Genomic DNA, 14,464 nt, shown 5'->3' with positions numbered 1-14,464 from the left:
TCGTATATATTTTCTATTTACTTTCTGGAATCATCTCATTTAAATAACTAATTGCACTTAATGCTCTTGGATAACCAATGTAAGGCAATAAATTAGTTACAACAATTAATAAAAGTTGTTTATCATTTCCTACATGAACATTCGCCATGATATGTCCTTTTGCTTGCATCTCACATCCTCCCATGGCAATCAGCATTGAAAATGTTAGTAACTCTCTTGTTTTAACATCTAGCCCTTTTCTTGTATAATAGTCACCAAAACAGTTTCCAGATAAGTATTTCTGAATATGAATTTGACTTTCTGGAGAGTTCTCATACATCTTATCAATAACTTCTGCTCCAATTATTTCTTTTTGAATTTGTAGTCCTTCCTTCATTCTATTATCTGGATCAGTAGTTGACTGACTCTCTAATGGCAATTTAATACCTCTGCTTCTAAGTATTTCATTAGTTGCATGAATAAAATCAAAAGCTTTTGCAATGCCACAGTATGCTACAGATTGATATACTATTTCTTTTATTTCTATTGGTGTAACTCCTACATTTAAAGCTGCTCCAGCCATTACTTTATATTCACTTAATGTCTGCATAGCAATCATTGCTGCTAAAATAACCTTCATTCTTAACTTAGTATCTAATTCACCATACTGTAATACTTCATCAAATGCAAAGTTATCAAATACTTCAATTAATTCTGGATCTGTTACTTTTAAAGTTGATTTATGATTTGAAAATAACGCTTCATGGTTCTTTTCTGCTGTATCACTAATCCTCATTTTATACACTTCCATTTCTCTTCTTATTTAATTCCTTCCTTTTTCTGGATACTAATTCTATATAATTATTTTCTGATGGGAACAATGCTGTTCTTCTCAAATTTTTCTACCACGTCCTTTAAATGAGTGGTAATTGGCAAATGCTGTGGACAAGCTTTTTCACATTGTTTACAATCAATGCACTCACTAGCTTTCCCATTATTGATAGCAATATTATTGTAATACACCATTTGACTTGAAAAACTACCAGTAGTACGCATAATACTGTTGTATAAGGCAAAATATTTTGGAATTGCAATGTTCTTTGGACATCCGTGCGTACAATACTCACAGGCAGTACATTGCACAGCTGTTTTATCATTAATGATTCTAGTAACCCTTTTAATAATGGTATTTTCTTCTTCATTTAAAGGTACGAAATCTCCCATAACTGAAGCATTATCCTCTACCTGTTCCATACTATTCATTCCACTTAATACTCGAAATACTCCCTTTTGGCTGGCTGCGTAGCGAAATGCCCAGCTTGCAGTAGAAAAAGTAGGATTATAGTCTTTCATTAATTTTTCAGCTTCTTCTGGTATATTTACAAGAGTTCCACCTTTGCAAGGTTCCATAACAGTTACTGGTTTATTATATTTATTAGCAATTTCTAAGCAACGACGGGATTGAACATTTGGCTGCTCCCAGTCAACATAGTTAATTTGAAGTTGAACGAAATCCACTCCATCACCATACTTTGATAAAATCTCTTCTAGTAATTCTGGTATATCATGAAAAGACATACCAACGACTCTGATTTTACCTTCAGCTTTCTTTCGCTGAACAAAATCAAAAGCACCATATTTACAGCATTTCTCATAAACATTAGAACCCATATTGTGTAACAAATAGTAGTCAAAAAAATCAACACCACAGTTAGTTAGCTGTTCATTAAAGATGTGTTCCATATCCTCACTATCTTTGAAATCACGAAGTGGTAATTTTGTCGCTAATTGAAACGAATCTCTAGGATGGCGCTCTACTAAGGCTTTACGTATCGCTTTTTCACAATGATAACTATGATATGTGTAAGCAGTATCAAAATAAGTAAATCCCTTTTCCAAATAGGTATCAAATAACTTATTAATTAATTCATAATCAAAAGAAGTCTGATCCTCTTTATTTAATAAAGGCAGACGCATACATCCAAATCCTAATTTTTTCTCTTTCATCAATTCCATAATAAAACCTCCCTCAATACTTATATATATTTCATTAACTCATTTCAATATGAAGTGTAGCATCTGGAGTGAACTCCAAGTCAAGTCTTTTTCTACTTTTTTATCCTACTTTTTTATACTCTAGATTTATAAATCGATAAGAATCTTTGATAAGTAAAAAAGCTGTGGTTTTAAACTAGCAGTTATTAATTTTTAATGAAGGTGCACGTTTCTCTTTTTTCTGTTCTTCATGTTGTATGTGTGAGTTACTTTCTTTCTGAGTTTTTTACACATAAATAGACGCTCATTTCTGAACGCCAAACCTAAAAAGAGATATCATTTTCACAGCATTCCTTAATCTCTAACTCTATTCTATTGTATCTCCAGACTCTATATCAATAACCACAGAAACATTGATATGATTCTTTATCTATAAATGCATAAGTTAAAGGTAATGATTTTTTCAATTGCTTTGTTTTTTCTATCATTCACTGTATTGGGAATGTATTGCTCATCTATCTTCTTATCTGTTTCAGTTATTTCATATTTCCCAACCTATTTTGCAATCTTTTATTATAATTTTTTATGGTTAAAAGCAACATTTACTCTCACTTCTTTTCCCTAAAGTTTTATATTAATCTCCCTTGATCATCTAAGTTATAGCCATCTACTATTGTGCTTTTTAGCATAGCTCCAGATTGATCTGCGTAATACCAATTATCATTAGTATCTTTAAACCAACCAGTTGCCATGCTACCAGAATTATTTAAGTAATACCACTTTCCCTTGTCATAGAACCAGTTAGTTTCCATTACTCCACTTTCTTCTAAGTAATACCAACTTCCATCAGTATCCTCAAGCCATCCAGTTCTCATTGCTCCATTTGACTGAAAGTAGTACCAATTTTCATCAATAGTTTGCCATCCTCTAGCCATTGCACCTGTGCTATTTAAATAGAAATATGCTCCATCATAACTTAACCAACCGGTCTCCATTGCTCCTAAATGATCATCTGGATTTGGATTTAAGTAGTACCAGTTTCCATTTTCATATAACCAACCAATTTGTAATGTTCCATCAACATTAAAGTAATACCATAATCTTTCTATTTGAACCCATCCAATTTGTATTACACCATTAGTATAGTAATGCCATGATCCATTTTCATTTTTCCATTCACATGTTCCAGCTCCATTTTTAATATTACCTGTTTGATCTTGAATAGAACTTGATTTATCTTTATCTGATGATGAACCACCGCCGCCTCCACCTGAACTCGGTTTCGCTACTAATTTACCTATAATTAAATCGATTGGAATCGTTGTTTGCTTTCCAGTATTATTATCTATAATGGTAACAACACCTGTAATTTCTCCTGAGGTTGTAGTCGTAGCAGGAGTTTTACCAAAATCTCCATCTCCAATTATTATAGTAATATTATCACCAACTTTATCTTGAAGTTGATTTTGCAAATCATCCTTTGTTGTATCATTACTAACAGGTAAAGTTGGTAATACCTCTATTACTGTATTTTTAGCTTCATCAAGGGTTTGTTGTAATTGGGGAATGGTCAAGTTAAACAGAATTTCCTTAGTACTTCCTGTATTTTTATCTACAAGAATAACTGTTATTTGTATATTCCCTGCACTCTCTAATGTAGATACTGTTTTATTGAACTCCTTAATTGCAACAATCATATTAGCTGCACACACATCTTCTATTTGTTTTTTAATATCATCTGGTGTTGTATCATTAGTTACTACAAAATTAGGTAATGCTACTTCTATACCTTGTGCTACCTGATCAATTGTCTGTGGCAATTGACTTATGATTAAATTAACTGGAATTTTAAATATATCAATCTCATCTGATACATTTATTGCTCCAGATATCAAACCTTTACTAAATTCTGTAGCTAAAGTTTTATTAAATTTTTCTTCATTTGCTCCAAACATAACATTTATATTGCTGCTTCTTATATTAGTTTCTACAGCATTTATTACATCCTGTTCTACTGTTGCATTAGTAGGCTTAAAGTTGTTTAAAGTTTCCGTTATTAATGTCTTTGCTCCTAATAATGTTTGATCTGTCTTTTTTATGATTATATTAAATGGAAGTTCTATTGTAGCACTTCCATCTGCAATTATTACAGTTCCGTTCATATATCCTGCATTAAATTCATCTGAATCAACTTTTTTAAGTTCTCCATCTGTTTTATAATAAATATCTATATTTGAGTTTGTAACAACTTCATTGCAGGCTCTTAATATTTCATCGAAGGTTGTACTATTGCTTGCTGCATATGTGTTTAATATATTTTGCACCAATCGAGTTGAAGTTGAAAGATCTTGGCTTAGCAATTGAATTGTCTTATCAATTTCAACATATCTTGTATTTATGCCATCTGATATTTCAACTGTACCAGTTACCTTTCCTTCTTCTGTATCATTAGCCTGTAACACTGAAAAATCTTTAATATCTACGCTGATATCTTCATTACTTCGAGTATAAACTAATGACTTAATGTCATCTTCTGTTACTTCGTTAGTAGCAACGAATGTCTTCAATTTACTTGTGAAAAATGCTGCAACTGTATCAACTGATTCCTTAAGCTGTGCTATTTTCAATTTAACTGGTACTGCTTCTGTTATATTTCCATCTGTTATGTTAATAGTACCAGTTATTATTCCACTTTTTGTTTCCGTAGAATCAGTTTTACTAAAATCGTTCATAGTTACTTTTATAGATTGATTTGTAACTAGGACATTATCAAGAATATCATCTTTTGTTGTATTATTTGATATCTGAATATTTTCTAAAGCTTTTTCATAAAGGCTTTTTATTGTTGCTACTGATTGTTTTTGAACTCCAATAGTATAATTTTTTGTAATATCCTCACTATTACCGCTGTTATCTGCTAATCTTATTGTTATATTTGCATTACCTTCATTAGTTTCACTTGATTTTCTTAAATCAAAACTTTCTAAGGTGGCTGTAATGTAATTTGTATTTATAGCTTTATTTACAGCACTTAGCACTTGTTCTTCAGTAGTTGTATTATTTACACTATAGTTATTTAAAAGCTCTGTAACTACCGTTTTAGCATTGTCTAAAGTTTGTACTAAAATTGGAATAGTTTTATCTAGTGGCACAGTTCTAGTAATGGCGCTATCACTCTTGTCTTTAATTGTAATAGTTCCAGTTATTTTTCCTAGTATTGTTTCAGTAGAATTTATATTCTGAAAATCACTTATTGAAACATCAAAATAATTTGTATTAATTGCAGATTTAGCAATATTTAAAACTTCATCTTCAGCAATATAATTATTTGCTGCCAAACTATTCATTGCATTTTCAACATTCAATTGAGCTGTAGCTATTGATTCATCTAAGTAATTAATAATCTTGTTTATTGTAACAATTTGATTTGTAGTTCCATCGCTAACATTTATAGTTCCTACTAAACTTCCCTTAGATGTTTCACTAGCTTTAGTCAATGTCCATGTAGGTATTGTAACTGTTATGTTACCTGCAACTGCATTCTTACAAGATGTTAAAAAGGCTGTTTTATCTGAGGCATTGGTTGCAGTGTAATTACTTACTAAATTTGATATTAATATTGACGCTGTTGCTGATGTTGTTGGTAATTTATCTACAGTTTTACTTACCGCAAAAGTTTGCCTTACTGTTGATCCTTCATTTATATATACATTACAACTCAAACTTCCAGTATTAGTATCAGTAGCAGGAGTTAAGCTCCAATTCCCTACCGTAATATTATACGATGGGTTTGTAATAGCAACTGCCGTTTTAAAGTCATTTGCAGTACTACTATTAACAGCACTATAACTTTTAATAAAATTACTTAAAGTAGTAGAAATAGTACTTAAACTTTGAGCCAGTTTAGAGATAGGCAGAGTAAATGAAGTAGTTGATTGTTCTCCGTTAGACATTGATGTTACAGTTAAATTACCAGCAAAAACCCCATCACTTGATTCCGTAGCTGCCACTCTATTTGTTTGAGATAAACTAACAGAATACTTAGATATATCAACAGAACTTTGTACTAAAGCTTGTAGCTGTGCTAAAGTTGTTGAATTGTCTATTTTAGTATTAAGTAAAGTTTGCTGAGCATTTGAAGCAGCAGTATCAGGAGTATCAGCTGAACCTACTGGTGTTGGAACAATATAGACATATACATCATTACCATCATGTCTACTTCCTTTGTAATATAAATCAAGAGTCTGTTCTGCATTATCAACAGTAATTATTCTTCTACTGTAAGTTTTATAATATCCCTCGTAGGTGCCTGTACTTTCACTAACTGCATCAAATTCCATATAAATATTTGAACCTTCAGGAGCTGTAACTACACTTCCATAAACACCCATTCCAGTATTTATTATAGGCATTTGTGCACCATTAACATATAACCACGCACCTGTACTTGCACTCGTACCTAATTGATCTGTAGGTTTATATGAACTTATTCCATCAGAATTCATAATCCATCCTGATTCTGTCAAAAAACTTGTAGGATCAAATGATGACACTGAAGCTGTTGCCGTAGCAGTCGCTGCATTAACTGCTGCAAAAGGAATACTATTAAGAAGTGATGATAATACTAATGCGATTGCTATTGCTTTAGTTTTATTTCTTTTAAAAATTTTTCCAAGCACTATATAGCTCCTCCTTTATCATCGTAATTAACTGTGCACTTTATATCTTTACCCTTCATATCTTTCGTTATTTTTAGTTCTGAATTTGTTCCGTCAAGAATAGCTCTTCCATCTACATACCATTGATATTGAATTAAACTTTGTTCTAACTCTACTTGTTTTCCTTCTACGTTATATCCAGTTACTTGAACGTAAGCTTTATCGCCAATATACAATAATTGCTTATCTTGCTCTAGACCATTCATTTTAACTTTTAAACTAGAAACAACTACATTTTCTACCTTTAATTTATCTATAGGTTTATAAATCTTTAATTCTTGTGCTTCTCCATTGAATGTAAAGGTCAATATTCCTGTAACAGCTCCAAATGTATCTATTGTTGCAGGTATAACATTGAAATCTTTGATTGATATTGCTATGTTTCTATCTATGTTACCTTTCATTAAGTCAATTACATCTTCTTCTGTAGTAACATTAGTTACTTTAAATACTCTTAAAGCTTCATTCGCCTTATTATATTCATTATTTAAATCAATACTTACTGGCTTCTCAATTGCAGAATCATCTGTTTCAGAGTCAGGCCTTTCCAGAACTACGACACTTGAAGTTGTTGCTGTAAATTTTCCTATGTCAGCTACATCATCTGCTACTAAGCTTTCTTTATTTTCAACTTGCACTGTTTTTTCTAAATTGATATCTTGGCTTTCAGTATCTGCTAAGGCAACGATACCTGGGCACAATCCAATAGTTGATACAACCAATAAAGCTATAAACTTTTCTAAAATTCTAATTTTTCTCATTTTTATTCCCCCCTTTACTTATAAAACGAAAATGGTATAAAAAATAAACTAATGCTGGTTTTGCATTAGTTTATTAATTACCTAATTGTCTACACTAATATCCCTAACTTTATTCTTGTGTTTTTTGTTTTTCTTGTGACTTCTGACTTTGATTAGTAAAAGAAGCTTGCTTCTTTAAAACAATATCTTGAGCTTTAAGATACCAGTCCACATTCGCTCCTTGAAAAGTAGCATTTGCAACAGTATCTGCTACAGGATCTATAATCTCAACTTCTGCGTTGTAATCAAACTCTTTTAAAGGCATAGTAGCTGGAATACTAACTTGAATCATTTTTCCTTGCTCTCTTGATTTTAAATCATAAGTACGTTCTTTGATTTCATTGGATGGTGTACCATCTTCATTCTGTATATATACCTCACGTCTTAAAGCAGAAAATTTTAAATTTCCAAATGTAGCTTCTTTATTAATAACAATTCCATTCGCTAATCTCATATTAATTTCTCTCCCTTTCCTTATGCTTCTATCATGTCATCTGCATGAAGAATATAATTTGTAAATCCACGATCTCCAATTCTATAACCTTCTGCGGTAATTCGTGGATTAATGAGCTTTACCTTTTTTTCAACTTCAAAATGTTTCTCTCCTGCTTCAACTGGAAGAATAACAACAATATCATCTGCTCTCTGAATATCTGAGTATAAATTGTAGCTACGTGATAAAATTGTATTATGTCCATTTACCCTTCTTTGCTCAACATTACCTTCACCAGCATACTCTAAATTTCCGAATGTTTTTTCCATGTTTGGGATTACATATTTTAATTCCATATTTTTTTACCTCTTTTCTTTTTTTAATATTTAAATATAAATTTCTCTTTAATATTTTTTATTCTGCTCCATGAAAGATAGCTAACTGCCTGTGTTTTATCAAGAGCAAACTTTGTGCTTCATATCCCTAACGAAGCATATTCCATTTAGTCAAATTTTAATTAAGCAGAATAAAGAAAATTTCTACCACTCTTTAATGGCGGTGCGCGTTTTCCATTTTTCCGTCCTTTTAGTTGTATATGAATCACTTCCTTTCCATTTTTGATAAAAAAATAGACGCTTATTTCTAAACGCCTAAATTTAAAAAATAGATACCATTTTTCACACTATTCCTTTAAGTTACTTCTGATCATATAATTACCACTTCCTATGAGTTTCAAAATATAACTACTTTAAAGTTTTATCCATAATATCCCATATTTCTGTTTGTTTAACTTTGTGCTTCACAAAACAAAAGAGACTATGAAATGTAAGCTAGTAGCTTTTTCATAGTCTTTTTCTATTTTATAGACTCAAAATATCTCTAATTATTTAAATACCTAAAGCCTCATTCTTAGATGTTGAGAAATTAGCTACAAAGAGCATCCCTACTCCGAAACAGCCTCCTCAAATGATAATATATTATTATCAGAATTACCTTTATACCTCTTCGCTATATTTATCACTTTTCTTAGCTCCTTTTGCTTATTCATTTTCATTTTATTTAATGTATTTAGATAGTTTTGATAAAATAATCCTGTTCTATTATGAGATATAAACTGAATAACTTCTCTCTTATTAGTATATTGGAAATCATATCCATACGAATTTAAAAATGCAATTAAAGTCAGTTGAAATAACTGTAAAACATCCCACCTGTACCTATTTTCATATGGGTTTATGCCATCAAGAAACAAGCATAATCCATTGAGATTGATAGATAAATCTATTAAATTTTCTTCATAATATGTAAAGTCACATATTTTATCATCAATTATCAATGATTCTACCATTTTTTCAAAGTTGTTTCTAAAAAAATGGTCTCTAGCATAATTTTTATCATATTTATATCCATCAAATAACGAATGATCACAAAAAACTAACTGTAGTAATTTTAAATATTTTACAAAATATAAATCTTCTTTTGTAGCTAATGTTACATCAAGATATATCATGTCCTTTTCAATTTTCTTAATCCATGCAAAAAAAGCTGATATTCTGTATACTGTAGAAACAAAATAAGCATTTTTAGAATTTGTATATTCTCCTTTAACATCCATCCATCCTTCATTGACATTTTCATTAAAATGCTTTAGTCTATGACATAATGATTCAGATAAATTTAAAAATTGCATCTTATTTCCAGATAATTGTTCTTTTATTTTCTTTTGTTGGTCATATCTATATTCTATTTGTAACTTAAAACCATGAAAATTCTTATCAGTAAAATGTTTAATTGCTGAAGAAATAATTAGAGTAATTATTGATGTAATAGCAGCTATAATTGCAGCAATTATAGCTGACTTTGCCTTTATTAATTCATAGTCCATAAATTTTCCTCCTAATTAATAAATAAAAAATTTGCTTCACTTAATCATAATATTCTCAACATTATTAGAATAGCTATTTATTTTTCTCCATTACCACTATATAAATAATATGAAGCTAAAACATGGTGAAAACTCCATATTTTAGCCCTTGATTGATTGTTTAATTGTCTATATAAATCCTTCTTATGTAAATCACTAATCTTTAATACTTTCTTTAAATTTAAATAAATTTTCTATTATTTTAAATAAGAACACCATTAAAGCCATACAAAATACAATGAAATTCCATTCTAGTTGTTTCACATTGTAAATACTTTCATTTATTGATAGTACATAGGATAAACAATAATCCCAAAAATTATTTTAAAACACACTGAAAATATTATGTTTAATTTCTTTGCTCTTTTAATATAAAATAATGTAGATAAAATTATAGTAATGTTAATTATCAAAAATAATTCTTAATTTTAATATTCTACAAAATCCCAAATATCCCTTTTCATTCCTCACAAATATACTAAAATGCATTTGTATTCCTTCATAAATATATAATAATACAAGTCATTTAATTCAAAAATTATAAACGAAAAAAGACAATGAAGTGTTTAATCTAATAATTTTATCCATCGTCTTTTCCTACTTTGTATTAAATTAATATTTATATCTCTACTTAAATATCGTATCGAATCATACGTTATTTAAAATATACGCTCATCTATGAATGCCTACTTCTAAAAAGGGGATACCTTTTTTCACAGTATCCTTTAGTTTCTAATATTGAAAATAAATTAAACCTTAGATTAAAAATATCATATCTTTACATATTGGAACATGAGAGGTCTTTACACGTATGCGTACTTGATAACTCTCTACTATTCTTAATTTTGTATTGTATACATTTTAAACCAAATATCCTTTATTTTTAAACGCTTTTTTTAATCTTTTACACTTATCCCAATCCCCAATTAGTGGCATTCGAGGCAATAATGAGTCTACTTTTCTCCATTCATCACAATTTATCTTATCAGTAGCTAGCAGATTATTTACTATATTGAAGCAAAAACTAACTATATCATTAGGAAATATTAAACCGGCTTTTAATATTATTGGTAGATATAATAATGCTATCTCGTTTTTCTTTTCTATCCATTCACTAAAACTATTGTTTCTAAAAATGACAATCCAAATTTGTGGATTTATTGAATTTAAATCTATGTTATAGACATTAATTTTATTTAATATTATAAATACAAAATCTCTGTTATTAATTTCCGCTACTGCCTCTAAACATTGTCTGACATTGTATACTAAATAATTTATCCACTTATACAATAAATCACAGCTAAATGAATTCAATTTACACCAATTCCATACTTCTTCTACAAGTTTATCTCCCGCAATCTCATATACTTTCTCTGCAATCTCATTACTGCAATTTAGTATTAATTCATTAACAAAATTTTCAAAATCAAATTCAATAGAATCAATATCTAATTGTGAAATTAGTCGTATCTGATATTCTATTGATTGTTTCCAGATATCCCTGCAGCAAATTAAATTGTTATTTGCCTTAATAAGAATTAATGAGACATCAAATTCCATATTACTTACTTTAGCAAAATCTTCAATTTTAATCTTGACCAATAGCTCATTGACTAATGAGGAGCCAAAATCGTTCAAATTATCATTGCAATATTTCTTAAAATAAGTATATATACTGTCCCTATATTCATCATATAATATATCTCTTAAATAACTTATTATCCTATTTGAATTCTCTATAAAAAATTCATTGTCATCAACTAATTCTAAGCACAATTCACTTATGTTTCTATTATTGAACCACTGCATATTATAATTATTACAAATAATTTCAATGGTCTTATAACTTAATTCTTCATATTCATCCTTAAAAACTATTTTAACAGCATTCATGTAGCCCAAAAAACTTTTACTAATATTGCTATTATTAAATGCATAAAACATTTTTGCAAATTTATTAAAATATTTTCTTGTTTCGAATAATTTGCCATGCTGCTTTTTATAATTTTCAAACTTATCCATATTGTGATTTATAAAATCAATTGTAATCAAATTGACCCATTTAGGTAACTGTTCAACATGTTCTATACTTTTATAAAAAACATTCTTTTCACTTATTTCTCTTATAACTCTATTCCCCAAATTTTCGGGTACTATCTGATAACTAAAATCTTGCCTATTTAACTTTCTACTATTAAATGACTTTGTACAAAATGAGAATTGCCTTAAAAATACTTTATTTTGTTGAATTAATATATCAATTATAATCCTTGCATAGTCATCTGATTTGTCATTCTCTATAATTACACTATTATCGTTTGATAACATTGTATATACAATATACTCATACTGCTTTTTATCAAATATAAATTTTTCATTTTCATTTGCCTCTAAAAGAATTTCATTTTTATAATAATCATACTTTGAATTTGATGGATACTTAAATAATTTCAAAATATTATTTGTAGACTTAATATATTTTAGCTCATCTATATTTATTAACAAGGAATGAGTCCAAACACATCCAGGACGTTTCATTTCTTTTGCTATCCAAGTCTTTGCAAATACATATATATTTTCATTTTCTAAAGGATAACCAGTTATATAACTTTCCCATTCTATATTTGATGACATTCCTGAAACATCACTGAGGATATTTATTATATTTTCATCGTTTAATGATAAATCTATTGATGAAGCTATCTTACAATGCCCATTTTGGTAACCATTAAGCATCTGATCTATCTTTATCTGCCTATTCATTTATTTCATTTCCCCTTGATTTACAGCAAATAATCTCGTAATATCTTTACTTTTATTTCCATCATTATCTACAACTATTATCCTATCGCCTATATTCATTGATTTATTTGCTAATTCTAGCCTTTGTTCAAAATTTTTCAAGCTTCCACCTTGTGCACTTACTCCCCAACATTTTATGTTAATTTTATCGTTATTAGCTATAACATATTGATTTAATAATGGAAGGTTTTTCTCTATATATTCCATAGGTTTTTTCACACTCTTATTTGTTAATAAATCCCATGCTGATATAACAAAATCTAAATTAATGCTTATATCTTTTTTTATGTATAATAAAAATTGTATCAATTCTACTAATTCAGTTTCTGTAGGAATTTTATCACTTTTATTCATATACACGTTTTCTTCATTTTCTTCTCGCACATGTTCAGGTGCCTCAATAATAAAATGTGGTTCTTCGATCTCCTGTGGATTAATAAACAAAAAAAATCTATTTGCAGATTTTATTTCATTTACTTCTTCTATATTAATAAATCTATCCTTAAGCATTTTTTTAAATTTCTCGCCAGATGAATCTGGAAATTTTATTTTATAAACGTTATGATTATTATCTTCTAATTCTAATTCAGTTTCTAAATTTTTATTAGATAAATTTGTCCTATCTAACTCTGTGTACTCTGCCCAAGTATCACTTAATTTTCCTATATAAGTTGCATCACCTAATACATGTTTAATTCTTAATTCACACTTCCCTCCTTCTTCATTCATTAACAAATAATATAACGCTCCTAAAAAAGTTGATTTTCCTGCAGCTGGCAAACCAAGTATGTAATAAGAACACTCCTCCATTATTCACACTCCTCATTTTTTACACCAAATCTGTTAAACTCATTTACTAATTTTTTATCACTACTCGAATAAATATCAATAGCTTGTATTTTTAATGAATCATTATGTGTTATCCATTTATTAATTAATTTTAGTATAGAATTATCTTTATCTGATTTTTTTATATCATTTACTGATGATACTTTTTGGAAATATACATTTATTCCCTGAATCCTCTCAAATTTTTTATTTATTTTTTCATCAATTGTTTTTATAAAATCTTCTAATGACGTATCCTTTTTCATGGCCTTTTCAACAATATCATATTTTGTTAAAAGTATACATATTAAAGTATTATGTTTTACTAATTTAGCATCTAATGTTGTTTGTATAAATTGCATCACTTGACTAAGTGCAGCATTTCTTTTAAACACATCAATTAAGCGTTCACCATCTAACACAAAACATATTGATTTTGCCAATTGTAAATTTCTAAATTTGCTGCCCATTAATGCTGGATTATTACAGCAATTTTCAAATTCTTCACCTGAAATATCTGTTAACAATAAATTATGAATATTATTTGTTGCAATATTTTTAATTCCTAAATGTAGGTATTTATTAACAACATTAGTAGATGTTCGTTCCATATCAGGTTCACTTTTACCACTTGCTATTCTCATATTAATTGCACGTTCTTCAAAACCTTTTAAACTAAATGAACCAGCAAATATTAAATCGCTAAAGGTATTACACAAAAAAATTTGATAAGCCATAACCTCTATAGTAGTTTTTCCACTTCCAACTGGACCAACTAAAAAAATTAATTCTACATTTTTTCTTGAACTTAATGAATATAACTGCTCCTCGTTTAATGCATTTCCTTCAGGCAAATAAAAAACATCTTTATTTTCTTGCATATTATCATAATCTGCATCGTTAGTATTCTCTATAGAATTTTTATTAATATCTTCATCCTTTAATATTTCTTCTATATTTTGATTATTTACCTCCATTCATT

10 protein-coding genes are annotated in these 14,464 nt (G+C 28.9%); all 10 read right to left on the bottom strand.

The features are described from left to right. Positions 1–13: 13 nt before the first annotated feature. A complete protein-coding gene (locus tag CDLVIII_RS12225) occupies positions 14–775 on the bottom strand; it encodes a carboxymuconolactone decarboxylase family protein (RefSeq protein WP_009169757.1) in 762 nt (253 codons plus the stop codon). Between the two features lie 65 nt (positions 776–840). Beyond that, positions 841–1,995 (bottom strand): aldo/keto reductase, encoded by a 1,155-nt coding sequence (locus CDLVIII_RS12220; protein ID WP_009169756.1) that lies wholly within the window; start codon positions 1,993–1,995, stop codon positions 841–843. A 608-nt stretch (positions 1,996–2,603) separates the two neighbouring features. Continuing rightward, positions 2,604–6,653, bottom strand: a complete 4,050-nt coding sequence (locus CDLVIII_RS29290) for an N-acetylmuramoyl-L-alanine amidase family protein (RefSeq protein ID WP_009169755.1) — start codon at positions 6,651–6,653, stop codon at positions 2,604–2,606. After that, positions 6,653–7,453 (bottom strand): hypothetical protein, encoded by an 801-nt coding sequence (locus CDLVIII_RS12210; protein WP_009169754.1) that lies wholly within the window; start codon positions 7,451–7,453, stop codon positions 6,653–6,655. The genes CDLVIII_RS29290 and CDLVIII_RS12210 overlap by 1 nt, the downstream gene beginning before the upstream one ends. Before the next feature lie 109 nt (positions 7,454–7,562). Beyond that, the gene (locus CDLVIII_RS12205; protein WP_009169753.1) at positions 7,563–7,946 is read right to left on the bottom strand and encodes a YdcP family protein; all 384 of its coding nucleotides are present in this window, start codon (positions 7,944–7,946) and stop codon (positions 7,563–7,565) included. Between the two features lie 20 nt (positions 7,947–7,966). Next, complete coding sequence (locus CDLVIII_RS12200) at positions 7,967–8,281, bottom strand: YdcP family protein (protein WP_009169752.1); 315 nt, start codon at positions 8,279–8,281, stop codon at positions 7,967–7,969. A 587-nt stretch (positions 8,282–8,868) separates the two neighbouring features. Further along, a complete protein-coding gene (locus tag CDLVIII_RS12195; protein WP_009169751.1) occupies positions 8,869–9,810 on the bottom strand; it encodes a hypothetical protein in 942 nt (313 codons plus the stop codon). Between the two features lie 900 nt (positions 9,811–10,710). Next, positions 10,711–12,615 (bottom strand): hypothetical protein, encoded by a 1,905-nt coding sequence (locus CDLVIII_RS12190; RefSeq protein WP_009169750.1) that lies wholly within the window; start codon positions 12,613–12,615, stop codon positions 10,711–10,713. Beyond that, positions 12,616–13,464 (bottom strand): hypothetical protein, encoded by an 849-nt coding sequence (locus CDLVIII_RS12185; protein ID WP_009169749.1) that lies wholly within the window; start codon positions 13,462–13,464, stop codon positions 12,616–12,618. After that, complete coding sequence (locus CDLVIII_RS12180) at positions 13,464–14,459, bottom strand: hypothetical protein (RefSeq protein WP_009169748.1); 996 nt, start codon at positions 14,457–14,459, stop codon at positions 13,464–13,466. The genes CDLVIII_RS12185 and CDLVIII_RS12180 overlap by 1 nt, the downstream gene beginning before the upstream one ends. Positions 14,460–14,464: the final 5 nt, after the last annotated feature.

This window comes from Clostridium sp. DL-VIII (genome assembly GCF_000230835.1).
Taxonomy (GTDB): Bacteria; Bacillota; Clostridia; order Clostridiales; family Clostridiaceae; genus Clostridium.
The sequence above is the reverse complement of the archived record's forward strand: the minus strand, read 5'-3'. Positions and strand labels throughout refer to the sequence as shown.

What these genes read in the sequence shown, in the direction of transcription:
- CDLVIII_RS12225 (WP_009169757.1), bottom strand. Translation starts at nt 775, where the DNA reads ATGAGGATTAGTGATACAGCAGAAAAGAACCATGAAGCGTTATTTTCA.
- CDLVIII_RS12220 (WP_009169756.1), bottom strand. Translation starts at nt 1,995, where the DNA reads ATGGAATTGATGAAAGAGAAAAAATTAGGATTTGGATGTATGCGTCTG.
- CDLVIII_RS12210 (WP_009169754.1), bottom strand. Translation starts at nt 7,453, where the DNA reads ATGAGAAAAATTAGAATTTTAGAAAAGTTTATAGCTTTATTGGTTGTA.
- CDLVIII_RS12205 (WP_009169753.1), bottom strand. Translation starts at nt 7,946, where the DNA reads ATGAGATTAGCGAATGGAATTGTTATTAATAAAGAAGCTACATTTGGA.
- CDLVIII_RS12200 (WP_009169752.1), bottom strand. Translation starts at nt 8,281, where the DNA reads ATGGAATTAAAATATGTAATCCCAAACATGGAAAAAACATTCGGAAAT.
- CDLVIII_RS12195 (WP_009169751.1), bottom strand. Translation starts at nt 9,810, where the DNA reads ATGGACTATGAATTAATAAAGGCAAAGTCAGCTATAATTGCTGCAATT.
- CDLVIII_RS12190 (WP_009169750.1), bottom strand. Translation starts at nt 12,615, where the DNA reads ATGAATAGGCAGATAAAGATAGATCAGATGCTTAATGGTTACCAAAAT.
- CDLVIII_RS12185 (WP_009169749.1), bottom strand. Translation starts at nt 13,464, where the DNA reads ATGGAGGAGTGTTCTTATTACATACTTGGTTTGCCAGCTGCAGGAAAA.
- CDLVIII_RS12180 (WP_009169748.1), bottom strand. Translation starts at nt 14,459, where the DNA reads ATGGAGGTAAATAATCAAAATATAGAAGAAATATTAAAGGATGAAGAT.